Here is a 19,458-nt window from a genome sequence, read left to right as displayed (position 1 = left end):
TCCTTTTTATTTTACGCTCGTCGGTTTGATATTCCAGACCGCGTTCGCATATTCCGTGATGGTACGGTCACTCGAGAAGATTCCTGACTTCGCCGTATTGACGATGGAGCTTTCAGCCCAACGCGCCTGGTCACTGAACACCTCATCGACTCGTCGCTGTGCCCGCATATACGAGACAAAGTCTTTCAAGACGAGGAAGTCATCATTGTAGACGAGGAGAGAATCGAAGATGGATTGGAATTGATATTCACCCACTTTATCGAACGTTCCGTTGACGAGACCATCGACGACATCTTTGATTTCCTGATGTGCGTGATACATCTCTGCCGCATGATAGCCCCCGAACTTCTTATAGTTCATGACTTCTTGCGGAGATAATCCGAAGATGAAGATGTGATCATCACCGACGGCGTCACGAATCTCGATGTTGGCCCCGTCTAATGTTCCAATCGTCAAGGCTCCGTTCATCATGAATTTCATGTTTCCGGTACCGGATGCTTCATAGCTCGCAGTCGAGATTTGTTCGCTCAAGTCAGACCCTGGGAAAATCCGTTCGGCCATAGAGACACGATAGTTTTCAAGGAAGATGACTTTAATGAATTGACTCGCCCGCTTGTCCTTGTTGATCAATGTGGCAAGGGCATTGATATAGCGAATAATCTCTTTCGCATAGTAGTATCCCGGTGCCGCCTTGGCGCCGAAAATAAACGTGCGAGGCACCATCGTAAACGTCGGGTCTGCTTGAATCTTCAAGTAAAGCGCATGGATGTGAAGGGCATTCAGCAATTGTCGTTTATAAGCATGCAAGCGTTTGACTTGTACATCAAAGATCGAGTGCGGGTCCACTTTCTCTCCCGTTTCTTCTTGAATGTATGCCGCTAAGTCCAATTTGTTTTGTTGCTTCACGTCCATGACTCTTTCTTGGAAACTCCGGTCTTTCGAGACATCCATCAACTTCTCCAAGTCGTTCGGATGTTCCACCCATGACGGTCCGATTGCTTCCGTGATGGCATCAGATAGTCGCGGGTTCGACTTCAAAAGCCAGCGGCGGTGAGTGATCCCGTTCGTCTTGTTGTTGAAGCGAAGCGGGAACATCTCATATAAGTAACGCATCTCGCGCTGTTTTAAAATATCCGTATGAATTTGCGCTACGCCGTTCGTAGAATGAGAACCGACGACAGCGAGATTGGCCATATTGATCTGTTCGTTTGACACAATTGCAATCTCTCCCATATGGGATTCGAGATGCGGATAGTTGACGAGTACGTCTCGACAGAAACGTCGATTGATTTCTTCGATGATTTGATACACGCGCGGCAGGAGGCGTTGGTACATCTCGACCGGCCATTTCTCAAGCGCTTCTGCGAGTAGCGTATGGTTCGTGAACGACATGACGCTCTTCGTAATCCGCCACGCCTCGTCCCAACCGTATCCATGCTCATCCATCAAGATGCGCATCAATTCAGGAATTGCGACGACCGGATGCGTATCATTGATATGAATCGCGTAATGGTCGCCTAACTGCTTAAGTGATTTATTTCGCTTCAAATAGGAAGCAAGCATCGATTGAATGCCTGCCGATACAAAAAAGTATTGTTGTTTCAAACGTAATACTTTTCCTTCATACGTCGTATCATCTGGATACAAGAATTCCGAAATGGTCGCGATCGACTGTTTATGTTTCAACAAGTCTTTATACGTCCCTTTCGTCTTCTCTAAATACGCCTCGTCGTCAAGTGGTGATTCGGCATTCCAAAGACGTAACGTATTCACGACATCATTTTGATAACCGATAATCGGCATATCATACGGAACGGCAAGCACAACCTCATCCGGGTGATGGACGACACGTAATCGATCTCCGATTTGTTTCATCTCAATCCAGCCACCGAAATTGATTTCGACCGCTTTGTCCTGACGTCTCGTTTCCCACATGTTTCCATCACGGAGCCAGTTATCCGGCAACTCGACCTGATACCCGTCTACAATTTTCTGTTTGAATAGTCCATATCGATAGCGGATCCCGTTTCCATGCCCAGGTAAACTGAGTGCGGCCAACGAATCGAGGAAACAGGCGGCCAGACGCCCGAGCCCTCCGTTCCCAAGACCCGGCTCCGGTTCCAACTCGGTGATGTCCGTGAAGTCGTATCCGAGATCTTGTAGTCCGTCTCTAACGAGCTCCAATACGTCCAAACTGAGCAAGTTGTTGTATAAGAAGCGACCTAATAAAAATTCTAACGAGAAGTAGATGACTTGCTTACTGTGTTTTTCTTCTTGACGGTCACGCGTGTGAATCCATTTGGGCATGGCCTGCTCGCGTACCATCGTTGCCAATGTTTGATACACTTCCTGCTCTGTCCCATCCTCGATCGACTTCCCGTTCAATGCGATGAACCGTTCTTTAAATGCGTCGACAAAGCTTTGTTTATCTGTGAACATAAATCAAGTTAGCTCCTTCCACTCATGCGAATAAATGATATAACTCACGATATTGCTTGGCGGATTGTTTCCAGCTATAGTCCGCGGTCATCGCCTGATGGACGAGGGCATGCCAGTTTTCTTTTTCATAGAAGACACGAATCGCTTTTTCGATTGTCGCCAACATCTCATGAGCATTGTAGTTCATGAATCCAAAACCGGTCCCTTCTTGCGTGAACTCGTTGTACGGCTTCACGGTATCTCGGAGTCCACCTGTCTCACGTACGATCGGCAAGGTACCGTATCGCATGGAAATCAATTGACTGAGACCACAAGGCTCAAAACGTGACGGCATTAAAAAGGCATCCGATCCCGCGTAAATCAAGTGGGCGAGTTCGATGTCGAAACCGATATATGACCCGACTTTCCCCGGGTGAGCAGCTGTCATCTCGTGAACGATTCCTTCATATTCCGGTTGTCCCGAACCGAGGAACGCGAACTGGCAAGGAAGCTGTCCAAGTTCTTCACGGACACCGTTGATTAAATCGAGCCCCTTTTGGTCAACGAGTCGGCTGACAAAACCGATGAGCATGACATCGTCTCGCACTTCAAGACCAAGTCGCTCTTGTAACGCCCGCTTGTTGACAACTTTTCCTTCTTTGTAGGTGTCGAGATTATACGTCTCTGCAATCCGTTGATCCGTATTTGGATCGTTTGTCGCCAAATCAATTCCGTTCAAAATACCACGTACGTCGACCGCGCGATAACGCAACGCCCCGTCTAACCCTTCACCGTAATAAGGTTCCATGATTTCGTCGCGATACGACGGGCTGACGGTCGTGATTTGATCGGAATGGACGATGCCGGCTTTCATGTAATTGACGAGACCGTTATGTTGAATTCCTTCAGCCGTGAAATGTTCAGGACCGAACTGTAGCAATTCTCCAAGAATCTCTTCTGGAAAGATTCCTTGGTATTGCAGGTTATGGATGGTATACACAGTGCGAATGCGTTGATACGCTTCAATATGTTGATAATGGATTCGTAAGAAGGCCGGTAAAATACCTGTCTGCCAGTCATGACAATGCAGGACATCGGGTACGTCTTCCATCTTCCCAATCATTTCGAGTACAGCGCGAGAGAAGAAGGCGAATCGTTCAGCATCATCAAAGTGTCCATATAAGACACCGTCACGTTTAAAGTAATACTCGTTGTCGATGAAGTAATACGTGATGCCATCCCGCTCTAACTTCAAGACCGCACCGAACTGTTTACGCCATCCGACCGGAACAATCAGGTCGAATAAATACTCCATCTCGTCCACATACGCTTCAGCGATCGAGCCATATTTCGGCATGACGACACTGACTTCTTCTCCAAGGCCCGCCACCGCTTGAGGGAGCGAACCGACTACGTCGGCCAGCCCCCCCGTTTTCATGAACGGTGCCGCTTCTGAAGCAACATACCAAATTTTCATAAAATCCTCCTCATACCACTGTTCGTTTCGCGATGACAATCGGTTCGTCGATTGTGCCTCGGATGACCTGTCCTCGTTTTACAACGACTTCTTTATCCAAAATCGCGTTTTCAACGACAGCTCCTTCTTCAATGATCGATTTTGATGAGATGATTGAGTTTTTCACGCGTGCGTGTTTACTGACTTGGACTCCACGGAAGAGAATACTATTTTGCACCTCGCCATGAATCTTACATCCATTTGCCACGAGCGCCTCGTTTACTTTTGATCCTTTCAAATAACGAGTCGGTGGCTCATGTTTGATTTTCGTATAGATATGCGGGAAGTCATAAATGATGCCTTCGCCACGGAGTAATCGCATGCTTTCATTATAGTAAGAAAGCACCGAGTGAATGACCTGCATTTTCCCGACATAATGGTACCCGTGCACGTGTAAACGATGAAGCTGGGGACGAATGACGCCGTCCAACAAGTCATATTCGCCTTTAGAGGTCGCTTCATCAACGAGACGCATGAAGAGATTCTTCGACATAATGATCGTTTCTGTGTACGTGTACTCATCATCCGGTGAGAATCCTCGCTCAGAGATGCCGACGACGCGGTCATTCTCCCCAAGGCGAATCGGACGGCAGTAGCCACACTTCTGTTCATGTGTCGTATAGGCAAGCGTGATGTCCGCACCCATCGATTTATGATGTGCGAGCATATCGGTATAATCGATTGTCGTCAAGACGTTTGAACCTGTGATGACCACATACGGCTGCTTGCTGCGAATGAAGTGTTCACGGTGCATCGAGAAGTTGGCCAAGTCGCCAAGATACGCTTCCCCATCCGGCTTCAACGCTGGTGGGAAGATGTGGAGACCGCCTTGCGAACGGTCCAAATCCCACTCTTTTCCCGAGCCGAGGTGATCCATCAACGAGCGATACTTGTCTAACGTAAAGATCCCGACTTGATTAATATTTTGTGTGATCATATTCGTCAAGGTGAAGTCAATCAGGCGATAGCGTCCTGAGAATGGGACTGATGCCAGATTACGATGTCCAGTAAATTCCGGAAACAGACCTTGTTCCGTTCCTAAGTTAATAACCCCTAATAAATCGTTCGTCAACAGTAACGCCTCCTTGCGTGTCTCTTTACTCGTATCAAACTCGTTGTTTGAAGACGGTTCCGCTTTCAATGTTTTCATGTGGTTCAATAACAACGATTTCACCACCCGGCTCACCTACTGTCGCGCCGTCTTCAATGACTGCACAGCTAGCGACAATGGCTCTGTGAATTGTTACATCCTTCCCGATTCTAGCTCCCGGCATAATCACCGAGTCTTTAACGAGTGAACCTTCTCCGACACGGACGTCGTAGAATAACACTGAATGTTGGACTTCGCCTTCGATATGACACCCTTCGTTAATCACAGACTGTTCGACACAAGCGTCTTTTCCAATATACTGAGGAGTCTGGTTCGGGTTGACCGAATAGATTTTCCACTCCGGGTCATACAAATCGAATGGAGGCTCTTCTTCCAATAGGTCCATATTCGCTTCCCAAAGCGACTGAATCGTACCGACGTCTTTCCAGTAGCCTTTGAATTTATAAGCGAAGACGTCGAGCCCTTGAAGAAGCGTGTTCGGAATGATATTCTTCCCGAAGTCAAAGCTAGACGTTTCGTCTTCAGCATCTTTAATCAAGTGTTCGCGCAAGACGCTCCAGTTGAAGATGTAGATCCCCATCGAGGCAAGGTTACTCTTCGGTTCTTCCGGTTTCTCTTCGAACTCATTGATGCGAAGATCATCCGCTGTGTTCAAAATTCCGAAACGCGGCGCTTCATCCCACGGCACTTCCATGACAGAGATGGTCACATCGGCTTGTTTTTCTTTATGGGCTTCGAGCATTTTCTCGTAGTCCATTTTATAGATGTGGTCCCCCGAAAGAATCAACACATAATCTGGATCGTAATCATCGATATAGCTCAAGTTTCGATAGATTGCATTGGCCGTCCCTTCGTACCAGTTTTTCCCCGACTGTGCTTGGTAAGGTGGGAGAATGGCTAACCCCCCATTGCGACGATCTAAATCCCACGCCGTCCCGATTCCTAAGTAACGATTCAATTCAAGTGGCTCGTATTGCGTCAATACCCCGACTGTTGTAATTCCCGAGTTCGTGCAGTTTGACAATGGGAAATCGATAATGCGGTACTTTCCGCCGAAATTCACGGCCGGTTTCGCCGTTTTTCGCGTGAGAGGCCCCAATCGTTTTCCTTCTCCTCCCGCAAGGAGCATCGCAACCATTTCTTGCTTCATAAATAATAAGCCTCCTCAAAATCGTGATATACAACCTCTTTTACCCTTTTTCGCCCTTTCCTAAAGTATTCCTTCTCGAATTATTATATGATAACGTTTACATTTTTATTTTTTTGTAAATTGGACGATATAATGTATAGAGAGAGGTGAAATAGATGAGAGCTTGGATTGGAACCTTATTTTTTGCTGGACTTTTGGCCGCTTCCTTGTCACTTGCCACTGCATTGAAAGAAGAGATTGACCAGGCAGATGAAATTCTTTCCTGGGGACAAGAGCTGGTATCGGCACAACCACTCTCGTCAAAGCATGCCGTCACACTCGCATACAACGGTGGAGAACAGCAGATTTACTTGACTGGCCGCAGAAATGACGTGTCTCCGAAAGCGTTGCCCGAACATATTCAAGATGCGATCACGACCATCGAGGACCGTAAATTCAATGCCCATCCCGGTTATGATTTGAGCGGGATTGCCCGAGCATTTATCAATAACGCGAACGAGACATCTGTCCAAGGTGGGAGTACAATCACGCAACAGTTGGCACGGAACGTGTATCTCACACATGAACGGACATATGAACGCAAAGTGAAAGAGTTATTGCTTGCGCGAGCGCTAGAAGAAAATTATAGCAAGAAAGAAATTTTAACAGCTTACAGCAACGTCATTTTTTTTGGACATAATGTATATGGCATTCAATCTGCAGCCGATACATACTTTTCAAGACCGCTCGACGACTTGAATTGGAATCAACTCGCTTACTTGTTGACGGTGCCGAATAACCCGTCACTTTATGATCCGCTCAATCCATCCGACGCCTTTTTCGAGCGAAAGGACCGAATCTTGACGCAACTGTTTGAAGCGGGTGTTCTCTCGAAGACTGCCTACGATCAGTATCATGGCCTCAAGCTACAAGCGTCGTTTCGCAGTCAATCGATTCAATATCCGGACTACATGGATACTGCCGTCCGCGAAGCGATTCAATTGGTACGGTCACGCTACGACTTAGACGATGCCGAGGCGAGAGATTATTTGTCCACGCATGAAGCGACAATCGAGACTTATTTATCAACCGGGAAGCAGAAACAAGCAAAACAAGTGATGAGTCAACTTCCTCCCGGCCTGAACGGGGGCTATACGGAACTCACACCTCAAGGGAGAATCGTGGCCATGGTCGACTCTGAGATGAAGCAGGTCGGTGAGTTCAACCGAGCGACCCAGGCGTACCGTCAACCAGGTTCCGCAATCAAACCGATCCTCGTGTTCGCCCCATTCATCGAAGAGACGGGAGCGACACTAGACACGGTACTCGACGGTCGTCCGACTTGTTACGGTTCTTATTGTCCCGGAAATAGTCACGACCGTGTGTTAGGCGATGTCTTATTGAAAGATGCGGTCGCTTTCTCGTATAACACCCCTGCCCTCGCCGCCTTCTCAGCAATCGATCAGGAACGCGCGTACAAGACGGCAGACATGATGTTCAGTCAATGGGATGAACAGGACGAGAACTTAGCGAGTGCGCTTGGTGGTCTCACACAAGGCGTCTCCCCAAAAGAACTGGCCGCCGCCTATACCCCGTTCCTAAACAAAGGTGAGTATACATCCGGACATACAATCAAACAAATCACATTCAAGTCTGGTGAACCAACGTTGACTCCGATTTTAACGGAAGAGACAGTCTGGTCTCCGGAAACGATCAGTGAGATGAAAAAAGCGTTATCGACCGTCACCTCATACGGTACAGGTCGCTATGCGAATCAGCTGAAACGTGAGTTTGAGTATCTCGGAGGAAAGACCGGAACAACGAACGACAATAAAGATATGTGGTATGTCGGACTGACCGATCGCACCATCACCGCCATCTGGCTCGGTGCCGATACGCCCCGTCCGTTCCCGGAACTCGCCAACCGTGCGTATCCGGCGATTGTTTGGACACAGGCACATCAATAAAAGGAGTCAGCCACTGAAAAGTGGACTGACTCCTTTGCTTATGTTCGACGTTCAATCTGAAGTCGATAGGCTCCCCAATGCTCCTTTAACTCGTCGTGATCGATGAGTTTCCAGGGATTGAAACGAACTTGACCATGTTTGTTGAAAAAGAGTCCTTCTCGCACACAGTAACTCGCATGAATCAGTTGCCCTTGGTCGTTCCAATACGTCAAGACGTCATTCGACCTTGGCTCATCATCCTTCACGGTTTCGTACCCACTTCGCTTTAGGGTCTGAAGGAACGTCTCCGGATGAACCCATTGGTGAACGATTCGTTCGTTACCTGTGACCGCAAACAACGTCGCTGCGAGACAGTTACTCCCCTCCTGGATGGGAAACCGATTTGCATAGTCCGCAAGATGCGAGGCAATCGAGTCATCACCGGGTTCCCCTTCCCAACGATCCCACTCCTTCGCATAGTCGAGCAGAAGAGAATGACGCATCTCGATGTCGAGCTCATTCCAATTTTGCGGATTCAACACGATGAAATGGGTGCCGTCCTTCTCTACAATGGCCTCATTCGATAGACGTTTCATCTGCTCGACCGATATCGGCAAAACAAGACCACGATGGGTCGTCACTTGGAATTCCATTAAACGTGTTTTGACGTGCTCCTGTAACTCCTTCAAAAAGCCTGAGAACGCATGGACGACATGGGTCACGTCCTGACCCATCTGCCACGTCACATATGGATTCGTAATATCGGGTCTACGGTAAAGCGGATGATTGAAAAATTCCTGCCTCGGAATCACGAGACAGGAACTCGGTATATCCTCAAGAAACGAAGAATCAATCCAATACAAGGTTTCCTCTGGGACAAATGATTGACTCCATGCTTCAATCACATCCGAGGTCGGTTTAAAAGAATGTTTCATAAGATGATATCTCCGACAGAGTTAAACAAGCGGAGGACCGACCAACCTAACCCGCTGATCAACGTCGCCCACATGACGGCCTGCATAAGCAATAAGCCGATGGCTCGTGGGACGGACATCGATTGGCTTACTTGCCACACATAGTAAAAGAGATACATCAAGAGCGTTCCTACGAGGACGGCGATGACGGCGAGTAACGTGTTCAAAAAGAGAAAGCTGATTCCGGACCCGATGAGGAAGATGATGGCCCCAGGTTTGAGCCGATGAAGCGACGTGCCATTCGTCTCGCGCGCAAAAAAGGCGAAGCCGAGTTGATTGAACGTATCGGCCACCAATTTGAATGCGCTAAACAACATAAAGAAAATCGTGAAGAATACAACGAGCACGAGCACTTTCGTCTCTTGCACCGATAACAGTTCGATAATTTCACTATATACGCCAATTTGATTCAGCCATTGGATCACGTACTCGGAGGTCGCAATCGCAAGTGACATCGAAAACAAAATAATTCCGATGAGTGGGGCATAGCTCAGTAAGTACACATTCGTTTTCATGTTCCTTCTCCAATTTCACAGTAATTTCTTATATTCAGTGCAATTCACCTACCAAGTATATTATACTATTTATAGTTATGGAGAATAAAAGGGGGATTTTTGGATGGGCCTATTATTGATGGTTGGAATCAGCGTCGTCTTCCTCGCAGCGATTTTGACAGCTGGATATAACCGTAAACCTGAGGGTAACGAATAAGAGCCGGGATTCTTACGAATCCGGCTCTTTTTTATTTCAATCCTGCATATCCCTGTTGGCGAAGCGCCTCATATACGATGATGGCTGCTGTATTCGATACGTTCAATGAACGAACGAGGTTCGATTGTGGTAGACGGATGCAGCGATCTAAATTGTTCTCGATGACTTCCATCGGTAACCCTTTCGTCTCACGACCAAAGACAAAGAAGTAGTCACCGTCTACATCTGAAACGTCCAAATCACTCGGGTATTGTTCCCCGTACTTCGTAATGTAAAAGAACTGACCATCCGGATGCTTCTCCCACAGCTCTTCTAACGAGTCATGATAGCGTACATCGACAAATTGCCAATAGTCGAGACCGGCACGCTTTAACATCTTATCATCCGTCGAGAACCCGAGCGGACGAATCAAATGAAGCACCGAGTTCGTCGCCGCACACGTACGTGAGACATTCCCTGTATTTGCTGGTATTTCTGGTTGAAACATTACGACATGAATTGCCATGGTTGATTTCCCTCACTTTTTCATTTCAAATTCTAGAAGGCGTTGTTTCTCAGCCAATCCTCCCGCAAAACCGACAAGCTTCCCGCTACTTCCAATGACACGGTGACACGGAAATAGAATCGGCAACGGATTTCGATTGAGCGCCTGACCGACGGCGCGAACGGCTTTCGGCCGACCGATTTGTTCAGCAATTTGCTTATATGTGCGTGTCTCGCCATAAGGAATGGTCAAGAGCGCATCCCAGACCTCCTGTTGAAACGGTGTCCCGTTCATTTCGACGTAGGCACGATCTGCTTCATGGAATCCATTCTGCTCAACTCGCGTCATGAGATCTTGCAACCACTCAGGTGCCTCGTCAGTCGGCTCATGTGTTGTGAACTCAAGAGCCGTCAGTTTGTTTGCTGCGTTTAATTCATACGCTAACGGTCCCCATTTAGACGACACGATCTTCATGTGCCCACTCCTCTCGATAGATACGAATCTCTTCATGAACCATGTCAGACGTTTCATTCCGTTCAATCTCTTCAAATATCGAATCGGCCTCAGGTCCAAGAATCGCACCGATTGCCCAAACAGCCGTCGCGCGCATGTCTTCGCGTTCATCCTGTTTGATGAATTCCCGTAAGATTGGAATCGCTGAAGGCTCACGGTAGTGCGCGAGTGCTAAAATCGCATTTCGTTGAATCGGTTTCTTCCCGCGCCATGCGCCCGATAAATGTCCGAACTTTTGTTTGAACTCCCGGTTGCTCAATGTCAGAAGAGGCTCTAAGAGCGGTTTGACGATCTCAGCTTCCGGCAACAGTTCTTCGTGGTGGCGCCAGTCCTTTTTGCGGTTATATGGACAGACTTGCTGACACGTGTCACATCCATATAATCGACCACCAAGCTTCGATCGAAACTCTCGTGGCATCAACGTCTTCATCTGCGTGAGATAGGCGATACAGCGCTTCGCATCGAGGACACCTGGCTCAACAAGGGCCGTCGTCGGACAAGCTGTCATACATTTATCGCAATCCCCACATCCGTCTTCAATCGCTTCATCCGGTGGTAAGTAAACATCTAAAATCATTTCCCCCAAATATAAGTACGATCCCTTCTCAGGTGAGATGATGGAGCAGTTTTTCCCACTAAATCCAATCCCAGCACGTTCTGCGACGGCACGGTCGACGAGCTCACCCGTGTCGACCATCGAACGCGTCCGCACATTTGGAACCAATTCTTCAATGTACGCTTGAAGCTTCTCTAATCGATTGCCGACGGCCCGATGGTAATCAAGTCCCCATGAGGCCCGAGCAAACAACCCTCGTCTCTCGCCGGCGACACTCCGAGGAGCATCTTTTAATTTACTCGGATAGGCGATGGCAATCGCAATGATCGACTGGGCTTCTTCAAGTAAGAGCTCCGGGTTCGTACGTTTCTCTAAGTCGGGCTCTTCAAACCCAGAGGCAAACCCTTTCTCTTGTTGCCGAATAAGTCGCTGTTTCATGACGATGAACGGATCAGCCGTCGTCACTTTCAACTCATCAATCCCGATGGTCTCGGCATACGCTAAGATTTGTTGTTTTAATGTGTACGGGTCCATTCCGTTCACCTCCTCTATATATTTTCGCATACAAAAAATCTCTCCGCCACTCGGCAGAGAGATGTGAAGCGGGTGAAGAGAATCGAACTCTCGTCATCAGCTTGGAAGGCTGAGGTTTTACCATTAAACTACACCCGCATGAAATATTGTTGTCGTTCAAGCGACTATAGTTAATATACACCTATACTATTAAACTGTCAACAAGTATTCGTAAGTTTTTCTAAAATCATTAGAAATAATATCTTGGTATACCTTAATCATTCAAATGATCCTTGATGAAACAAGGAATCGAGTGGCGTCAGAATTTGAAATTGACGGCCGTGTCCCTCCGTTTCTGCATACGTCACCGCTGTGAGTTGACCGTCCAGATACAAATCGACATGTAGATAACAATCTTGAACATTGTTATAGATATGGAAGACGTCTCGTGTTTGTCCAATTCGCTCGACTTGCCTCAAGAGTTCTTCTTTGACGGGACGTGACATCTGATTCGCAACGTGTGTATGGAAGATACATAGCATCTCCACTTCAGGTACACGCGATACGAGTTCTTGTAACATCGTCACACCATCCCCTTCAATGAGCGTCACCATATTTAAATTGACTTCATTCATGGCGGCCTGAAGCAGTTGCCGTCGTGTCTCATGTTCTGGCCAGATTAACGCATTCAACCATGACCGCTCTGCTTCGTCTGTCAAATCCACAATGTTCAAATCGACACCAAGACGTGTTCCGATGTCTAATGGCGTCGTAACTTCGAGACGGAATGGTTCGTCTGATTCAACGGCCGCTGTGATGTTTACTGATGAGGCGTTTATCGGATTGAATGGGACGCCATTATACTCATAAGCATATTGATCCACAAATAGTTGAAGCCCTGCACTCGTTCCGATTTCGAGCAGTCCGAGTGGTCGTTTCGTCTGTTGTTGAATCTTCGAAAAGATTGGATACAAGTAGGCGCATCGTTGAACCTCGTTCGTTTGCACACGACGAGTTCTCAATCGATGACGGAGCTCACTTTCGTATGTATGGCAAAATGCTAAAAAAGAGGGAAATACATCTTCAGCTCGTTTTGGATATTGTGTCACGCTAGGATAATAGGTGGCCAACTCATCAGCAGAGTGTTGAAGTACCAACTCATGAACGGCTGCAAACAATAGATTTGGAGCAGGTTGTCCCTTCGGTATGTCTTCACACAAAGACAAGAGCCATTCATGCTGGGCCACTTCTCGAGCTAGCACTTCGTATAAGCGACTAGATTCCACACATTCGTTGTCAGCAAATCGGATAAACCGATTTGATTGTTCTGTATCTTGAATAACATCCACCTCATTTCTTCTTGTTAAAAAATTCGAGCTGAATGAATGTCCTTCCTTCTCAAAAAGGGATAGAGAACACAAAAAAGACCCTAACCTCAGTTAGAGTCATACGGATACCGGTGGTCGGAGTCGAACCGACACTCCAGAGGAACACGATTTTGAGTCGTGCGCGTCTACCAATTCCGCCACACCGGCATATTATGTTGGAGGCGCCAGTCGGAATCGAACCGACGATAAAGGAGTTGCAGTCCTCTGCCTTACCACTTGGCTATGGCGCCAAAAGTCATTGGAGCGGAAGACGGGATTCGAACCCGCGACCCCGACCTTGGCAAGGTCGTATTCTACCACTGAACTACTTCCGCAAAATGGCTGGGCTGGAAGGGATCGAACCTTCGCATGTCGGAATCAAAATCCGATGCCTTACCACTTGGCTACAGCCCAATAATAATGGGGCGACTGAAGGGAATTGAACCCTCGAATGCCGGAATCACAATCCGGTGCGTTAACCACTTCGCCACAATCGCCATGATGAAATTAAAAACAGGGGCAGCAGGAATCGAACCCGCGCTGACGGTTTTGGAGACCGTAGTTCTACCGCTAAACTATGCCCCTAAGTGGTGGGGGGGGGCGGATTCGAACCGCCGAACCCGAGGGAGCGGATTTACAGTCCGCCGCGTTTAGCCACTTCGCTACCCCCCCACATATGGTGGCTTTGGACGGAATCGAACCGCCGACACAAGGATTTTCAGTCCTTTGCTCTACCAACTGAGCTACAAAGCCATATGTAGTATGTTTGATTTTAAAATAAAAATGGCGGTCTCGACGGGATTCGAACCCGCGATCTTCTGCGTGACAGGCAGACATGTTAACCCCTACACCACGAGACCGGACTTAATTGCGGGGGCCGGATTTGAACCGACGACCTTCGGGTTATGAGCCCGACGAGCTACCAGACTGCTCCACCCCGCGACGATATAAAATTAAATGGTGACCCGTACGGGATTCGAACCCGTGTTACCGCCGTGAAAGGGCGGTGTCTTAACCGCTTGACCAACGGGCCATTACATATTTGAAAAACTGGCGGAGAGCAAGGGATTCGAACCCTTGAGACGGTTTTGCCGCCTACACGAATTCCAATCGTGCTCCTTCGGCCACTCGGACAGCTCTCCAAAAGAGAAAGTGGCTCCGCAAGTAGGATTTGAACCTACGACCTACCGGTTAACAGCCGGTTGCTCTACCACTGAGCTATTGCGGAACGATCTTGCCTGGCAACGTCCTATCCTCACAGGGGGAGATCCCCCAACTACTTTCGGCGCTGAGACGCTTAACTTCCGTGTTCGGCATGGGAACGGGTGTGGCCGTCTCGCTATCGCCACCAGACAAGTATTATATTAACATTATTTATCGATAATGTCAACATATTTTAGAGAGATTGTTCTCTCAAAACTGAGGATTCATCAACACAAACCATTAGACTAGATCAAAGCCTCGACCGATTAGTATCATTCAGCTCCACGTGTCGCCACGCTTCCACCCATGACCTATCTACCTCATCGTCTCTGAGGGGTCTTTCTTGATTGCTCAAAGGGAAATCTCATCTCGGAGGGGGCTTCATGCTTAGATGCTTTCAGCACTTATCCCGTCCGCACGTAGCTACCCAGCGGTGCTCCTGGCGGAACAACTGGTACACCAGCGGTGCGTCCATCCCGGTCCTCTCGTACTAAGGACAGCTCTCCTCAAATTTCCTGCGCCCACGACGGATAGGGACCGAACTGTCTCACGACGTTCTGAACCCAGCTCGCGTACCGCTTTAATGGGCGAACAGCCCAACCCTTGGGACCTACTCCAGCCCCAGGATGCGATGAGCCGACATCGAGGTGCCAAACCTCCCCGTCGATGTGGACTCTTGGGGGAGATCAGCCTGTTATCCCCAGGGTAGCTTTTATCCGTTGAGCGATGGCCCTTCCATGCGGAACCACCGGATCACTAAGCCCGACTTTCGTCCCTGCTCGACTTGTAGGTCTCGCAGTCAAGCTCCCTTCTGCCTTTGCACTCTTCGAATGATTTCCAACCATTCTGAGGGAACCTTTGGGCGCCTCCGTTACTGTTTAGGAGGCGACCGCCCCAGTCAAACTACCCGCCTGACACGGTCCTCCAGCCGGATCACGGCTGCGAGTTAGAGACTCTATACGCAAAGGGTGGTATCCCAAGGGTGTCTCCACCGAAGCTGGCGCTCCGGCTTCACAAACTCCCACCTATCCTGTACATCGCGTACAAAGCCTCAATATCAGGCTGTAGTAAAGCTCCATGGGGTCTTTCCGTCCTGTCGCGGGTAACCTGCATCTTCACAGGTACTATGATTTCACCGGGTCTCTCGTTGAGACAGTGCCCAAATCGTTACGCCTTTCGTGCGGGTCGGAACTTACCCGACAAGGAATTTCGCTACCTTAGGACCGTTATAGTTACGGCCGCCGTTTACTGGGGCTTCGGTTCAGTGCTTCTCTTGCGATGACACATCCCCTTAACCTTCCAGCACCGGGCAGGCGTCAGCCCCTATACTTCATCTTGCGATTTAGCAGAGACCTGTGTTTTTGCTAAACAGTCGTTTGGGCCTATTCACTGCGGCTTATGTCGCCATAAGCGTCCCTTCTCCCGAAGTTACGGGACCATTTTGCCGAGTTCCTTAACGAGAGTTATCCCGCGCGTCTTAGAATTCTCATCTCGCCTACCTGTGTCGGTTTGCGGTACTGGCGCCGACCTCCTCACTAGAGGCTTTTCTTGGCAGCGTGAAATCCGGTGCTTCGCCCTACGGGCTCCACGTCACAGCTCAACCTTGTATGCCGGGCGGATTTGCCAACCCGACGGCCTCGCTGCTTGTCCGTGCACTTCCAGTCGCACGGTCACCTTATCCTTCTGCGTCCCCCCATCGTTCAAACGGTGGTACGGCGGTACAGGAATATCGACCTGTTGTCCATCGCCTACGCCTTTCGGCCTCGGCTTAGGTCCAGACTAACCCTGAGCGGACGAGCCTTCCTCAGGAAACCTTAGGCTTTCGACGGAGGGGATTCCCACCCCTCTTTTCGCTACTCACACCGGCATTCTCACTTCCAAGCGCTCCACGGCTCCTCACGATACCGCTTCACTGCTGCTTGGAACGCTCTCCTACCATCCCTTACGGGATCCATAGCTTCGGTGGTATGTTTAGCCCCGTTACATTTTCGGCGCGGCGCCACTCGACTAGTGAGCTATTACGCACTCTTTGAATGGTGGCTGCTTCTAAGCCAACATCCTAGTTGTCTGTGCAGCGCCACATCCTTTTCCACTTAACATACACTTGGGGACCTTAGCTGATGGTCTGGGCTGTTTCCCTCTCGACTACGGATCTTATCACTCGCAGTCTGACTCCCGAGTACAAGTTGCTGGCATTCGGAGTTTGACTGAATTCGGTAACCCTGTGGGGGCCCCTAGTCCAATCAGTGCTCTACCTCCAGAACTCTTCACCTCGAGGCTAGCCCTAAAGCTATTTCGGAGAGAACCAGCTATCTCCAGGTTCGATTGGCATTTCACCGCTACCCACACCTCATCCCCGCACTTTTCAACGTGCGTGGGTTCGGACCTCCAGTCAGTGTTACCTGACCTTCATCCTGGACATGGGTAGATCACCTGGTTTCGGGTCTACGACGACGGACTGATGCGCCCTGTTCAGACTCGCTTTCGCTGCGGCTCCGCCTCATCGGCTTAACCTCGCCCGCCATCGTAACTCGCCGGTTCATTCTACAAAAGGCACGCCATCACCCGTGAACGGGCTCTGACTACTTGTAGGCATACGGTTTCAGGATCTCTTTCACTCCCCTTCCGGGGTGCTTTTCACCTTTCCCTCACGGTACTGGTTCACTATCGGTCACTAGGAAGTATTTAGCCTTGGGAGATGGTCCTCCCGGATTCCGACGGGGTTTCACGTGTCCCGCCGTACTCAGGATCCACTCTGGAGGGGATGGGGTTTCGGCTACAGGGCCGTCACCTTCTCTGGCCGACCTTTCCAGGTCGTTCACCTACCCTATCCCTTTGTAACTCCGTGCAGAGTGTCCTACAACCCCAGGAAGCATGCTTCCTGGTTTGGGCTGTTCCCGTTTCGCTCGCCGCTACTCAGGGAATCGAATTTTCTTTCTCTTCCTCCGGGTACTTAGATGTTTCAGTTCCCCGGGTATGCCTCACGCCACGCTATGTATTCACGTGGGTGTCCCGCCGGTCTCCCGGCGGTGGGTTCCCCCATTCGGAGATCTCTGGATCAACGTGTACTTACCACTCCCCAGAGCATTTCGCTGTTCGTCGCGTCCTTCATCGGCTCCTAGTGCCAAGGCATCCACCGTACGCCCTTTCTACCTTGATCTAGCGTCTAAGACACACGGTCCATTACGGACCATATGTGAAATTGGTTTTTGATGTCTTGATGAATCTTCAGTTTTCAAGGAACAATCGAGGGACGAACCCTCAAAACTGAACGATGGGCAATGCCACATGGGCATTTTCCTTAGAAAGGAGGTGATCCAGCCGCACCTTCCGATACGGCTACCTTGTTACGACTTCACCCCAATCATCTGCCCCACCTTCGGCGGCTGGCTCCTTACGGTTACCTCACCGACTTCGGGTGTTGCAAACTCTCGTGGTGTGACGGGCGGTGTGTACAAGACCCGGGAACGTATTCACCGCAGTATGCTGACCTGCGATTACTAGCGATTCCGACTTCATGCAGGCGAGTTGCAGCCTGCAATCCGAACTGAGAACGGCTTTCTGGGATTGGCTCCACCTCGCGGCTTCGCTGCCCTTTGTACCGTCCATTGTAGCACGTGTGTAGCCCAACTCATAAGGGGCATGATGATTTGACGTCATCCCCACCTTCCTCCGGTTTGTCACCGGCAGTCTCCCTAGAGTGCCCAACTTAATGCTGGCAACTAAGGACAAGGGTTGCGCTCGTTGCGGGACTTAACCCAACATCTCACGACACGAGCTGACGACAACCATGCACCACCTGTCACCCCTGCCCCCGAAGGGGAAGGCACATCTCTGTACCGGTCAGGGGGATGTCAAGAGTTGGTAAGGTTCTTCGCGTTGCTTCGAATTAAACCACATGCTCCACCGCTTGTGCGGGTCCCCGTCAATTCCTTTGAGTTTCAACCTTGCGACCGTACTCCCCAGGCGGAGTGCTTAATGCGTTAGCTTCAGCACTGAAGGGCGGAAACCCTCCAACACCTAGCACTCATCGTTTACGGCGTGGACTACCAGGGTATCTAATCCTGTTTGCTCCCCACGCTTTCGCGCCTCAGCGTCAGTTATAGGCCAAAGAGTCGCCTTCGCCACTGGTGTTCCTCCACATCTCTACGCATTTCACCGCTACACGTGGAATTCCACTCTTCTCTCCTATACTCAAGCCTCCCAGTTTCCAATGGCCCTCCCCGGTTGAGCCGGGGGCTTTCACATCAGACTTAAGAGGCCGCCTGCGCGCGCTTTACGCCCAATAATTCCGGACAACGCTTGCCACCTACGTATTACCGCGGCTGCTGGCACGTAGTTAGCCGTGGCTTTCTCGCAAGGTACCGTCAAGGTGCCGCCATTGCCTGCGGCACTTGTTCTTCCCTTACAACAGAACTTTACGACCCGAAAGCCTTCATCGTTCACGCGGCGTTGCTCCATCAGACTTTCGTCCATTGTGGAAGATTCCCTACTGCTGCCTCCCGTAGGAGTCTGGGCCGTGTCTCAGTCCCAGTGTGGCCGATCACCCTCTCAGGTCGGCTATGCATCGTCGCCTTGGTGGGCCGTTACCCCACCAACTAGCTAATGCACCGCAAAGCCATCCATGGGCGACGCCGGAGCGCCTTTCATCAGCGGACCATGCGGTCCGATGACACATCCGGTATTAGCCCCGATTTCTCGTGGTTATCCCAGACCTATGGGCAGGTTCTTTACGTGTTACTCACCCGTCCGCCGCTCATTCCGCCGTCGTCCCCCCGAAGGGTTCAGACGGTTTCCTGCGCTCGACTTGCATGTATTAGGCACGCCGCCAGCGTTCGTCCTGAGCCAGGATCAAACTCTCCAAAGAATTTGATATAGCTCTTAAATTGACGAAGCTTGCGCTTCATTCAAAAATGGTAAAACTTATTTTTGCCTCATCGTTCAGTTTTCAAAGTTCGTCTGCCGCTCTTGGCGACTTCATTAATCTATCACGTTTCGATTGTTTTCGTCAACAACT

11 protein-coding genes, 14 tRNA genes and 3 rRNA genes are annotated in these 19,458 nt (G+C 49.6%); 1 reads left to right on the top strand and 27 read right to left on the bottom strand.

Annotation, left to right across the window (positions count from 1 at the left end; genetic code table 11):
* Positions 1-6: 6 nt before the first annotated feature.
* Genes EAT1B_RS12505 through EAT1B_RS12490 form a run of 4 tightly spaced genes read right to left on the bottom strand, consistent with a single transcriptional unit; the run spans position 7 to position 6,195 of the window.
* Entirely contained in the window at positions 7-2,439 is a 2,433-nt protein-coding gene (locus EAT1B_RS12505) for a glycogen/starch/alpha-glucan phosphorylase (protein ID WP_015880916.1), read from the bottom strand.
* Positions 2,440-2,461: 22 nt separating this feature from the next.
* On the bottom strand, positions 2,462-3,895 hold the full coding sequence (gene glgA, locus EAT1B_RS12500; RefSeq protein WP_015880915.1) for a glycogen synthase GlgA: 1,434 nt from the start codon (positions 3,893-3,895) through the stop codon (positions 2,462-2,464).
* A gap of 10 nt (positions 3,896-3,905) precedes the next feature.
* Positions 3,906-5,108 (bottom strand): glucose-1-phosphate adenylyltransferase subunit GlgD, encoded by a 1,203-nt coding sequence (gene glgD, locus EAT1B_RS12495; protein ID WP_237708236.1) that lies wholly within the window; start codon positions 5,106-5,108, stop codon positions 3,906-3,908.
* Positions 5,041-6,195, bottom strand: a complete 1,155-nt coding sequence (locus EAT1B_RS12490) for a glucose-1-phosphate adenylyltransferase (protein WP_015880913.1) — start codon at positions 6,193-6,195, stop codon at positions 5,041-5,043. The genes glgD and EAT1B_RS12490 overlap by 68 nt, the downstream gene beginning before the upstream one ends.
* 155 nt (positions 6,196-6,350) lie before the next feature.
* Between EAT1B_RS12490 and EAT1B_RS12485 the strand changes: the two genes are divergently transcribed.
* Entirely contained in the window at positions 6,351-8,141 is a 1,791-nt protein-coding gene (locus tag EAT1B_RS12485) for a transglycosylase domain-containing protein (protein ID WP_015880912.1), read from the top strand.
* A gap of 38 nt (positions 8,142-8,179) precedes the next feature.
* Here EAT1B_RS12485 and EAT1B_RS12480 read toward each other — a convergent pair whose 3' ends face one another.
* From EAT1B_RS12480 to EAT1B_RS12370, 23 genes are all read right to left on the bottom strand, one after another.
* Positions 8,180-9,055 (bottom strand): hypothetical protein, encoded by an 876-nt coding sequence (locus EAT1B_RS12480; RefSeq protein ID WP_015880911.1) that lies wholly within the window; start codon positions 9,053-9,055, stop codon positions 8,180-8,182.
* The gene (locus tag EAT1B_RS12475) at positions 9,052-9,609 is read right to left on the bottom strand and encodes a DUF5366 family protein (protein ID WP_015880910.1); all 558 of its coding nucleotides are present in this window, start codon (positions 9,607-9,609) and stop codon (positions 9,052-9,054) included. Before EAT1B_RS12475 ends, EAT1B_RS12480 begins: the two co-directional genes overlap by 4 nt.
* A gap of 227 nt (positions 9,610-9,836) precedes the next feature.
* Positions 9,837-10,310, bottom strand: coding sequence for a tRNA (uridine(34)/cytosine(34)/5-carboxymethylaminomethyluridine(34)-2'-O)-methyltransferase TrmL (gene trmL, locus EAT1B_RS12470; RefSeq protein ID WP_015880908.1), 474 nt, complete (start codon positions 10,308-10,310; stop codon positions 9,837-9,839).
* 12 nt (positions 10,311-10,322) lie between these two features.
* On the bottom strand, positions 10,323-10,763 hold the full coding sequence (locus EAT1B_RS16155) for a methylated-DNA--[protein]-cysteine S-methyltransferase (protein WP_015880907.1): 441 nt from the start codon (positions 10,761-10,763) through the stop codon (positions 10,323-10,325).
* On the bottom strand, positions 10,744-11,892 hold the full coding sequence (queG, locus tag EAT1B_RS12460) for a tRNA epoxyqueuosine(34) reductase QueG (RefSeq protein ID WP_015880906.1): 1,149 nt from the start codon (positions 11,890-11,892) through the stop codon (positions 10,744-10,746). Before queG ends, EAT1B_RS16155 begins: the two co-directional genes overlap by 20 nt.
* Positions 11,893-11,959: 67 nt before the next feature.
* Positions 11,960-12,030 (bottom strand) — tRNA-Gly (locus tag EAT1B_RS12455).
* A 119-nt stretch (positions 12,031-12,149) separates the two neighbouring features.
* Positions 12,150-13,220, bottom strand: coding sequence for a DUF2332 domain-containing protein (locus tag EAT1B_RS12450; RefSeq protein WP_015880905.1), 1,071 nt, complete (start codon positions 13,218-13,220; stop codon positions 12,150-12,152).
* A gap of 105 nt (positions 13,221-13,325) precedes the next feature.
* A tRNA-Leu gene (locus EAT1B_RS12445) sits at positions 13,326-13,406 on the bottom strand.
* Positions 13,407-13,415: 9 nt separating this feature from the next.
* Positions 13,416-13,489, bottom strand: a tRNA-Cys gene (locus EAT1B_RS12440).
* Between the two features lie 9 nt (positions 13,490-13,498).
* Positions 13,499-13,573 (bottom strand) — tRNA-Gly (locus tag EAT1B_RS12435).
* Between the two features lie 4 nt (positions 13,574-13,577).
* A tRNA-Gln gene (locus EAT1B_RS12430) sits at positions 13,578-13,652 on the bottom strand.
* A gap of 7 nt (positions 13,653-13,659) precedes the next feature.
* Positions 13,660-13,735 (bottom strand) — tRNA-His (locus tag EAT1B_RS12425).
* 17 nt (positions 13,736-13,752) lie between these two features.
* A tRNA-Trp gene (locus tag EAT1B_RS12420) sits at positions 13,753-13,823 on the bottom strand.
* A 3-nt stretch (positions 13,824-13,826) separates the two neighbouring features.
* Positions 13,827-13,910, bottom strand: a tRNA-Tyr gene (locus EAT1B_RS12415).
* A gap of 5 nt (positions 13,911-13,915) precedes the next feature.
* Positions 13,916-13,991: transfer RNA gene (locus tag EAT1B_RS12410), tRNA-Phe, on the bottom strand.
* A 31-nt stretch (positions 13,992-14,022) separates the two neighbouring features.
* Positions 14,023-14,098 (bottom strand) — tRNA-Asp (locus tag EAT1B_RS12405).
* An 8-nt stretch (positions 14,099-14,106) separates the two neighbouring features.
* Positions 14,107-14,180 (bottom strand) — tRNA-Met (locus tag EAT1B_RS12400).
* A gap of 16 nt (positions 14,181-14,196) precedes the next feature.
* Positions 14,197-14,271: transfer RNA gene (locus EAT1B_RS12395), tRNA-Glu, on the bottom strand.
* Positions 14,272-14,289: 18 nt separating this feature from the next.
* Positions 14,290-14,380 (bottom strand) — tRNA-Ser (locus EAT1B_RS12390).
* Positions 14,381-14,391: 11 nt separating this feature from the next.
* A tRNA-Asn gene (locus EAT1B_RS12385) sits at positions 14,392-14,466 on the bottom strand.
* Positions 14,467-14,474: 8 nt separating this feature from the next.
* A 5S ribosomal RNA gene (gene rrf, locus EAT1B_RS12380) occupies positions 14,475-14,591 on the bottom strand.
* 96 nt (positions 14,592-14,687) lie between these two features.
* A 23S ribosomal RNA gene (locus tag EAT1B_RS12375) occupies positions 14,688-17,601 on the bottom strand.
* Positions 17,602-17,746: 145 nt separating this feature from the next.
* Positions 17,747-19,308: ribosomal RNA gene (locus EAT1B_RS12370) — 16S ribosomal RNA — on the bottom strand.
* The 16S, 23S and 5S rRNA genes sit together here with 13 tRNA genes alongside, the layout of an rRNA operon.
* Positions 19,309-19,458: the final 150 nt, after the last annotated feature.

Source organism: Exiguobacterium sp. AT1b, from assembly GCF_000023045.1.
GTDB lineage: Bacteria > Bacillota > Bacilli > Exiguobacteriales > Exiguobacteriaceae > Exiguobacterium.
This window is presented reverse-complemented; position numbering and strand designations above follow the sequence as displayed.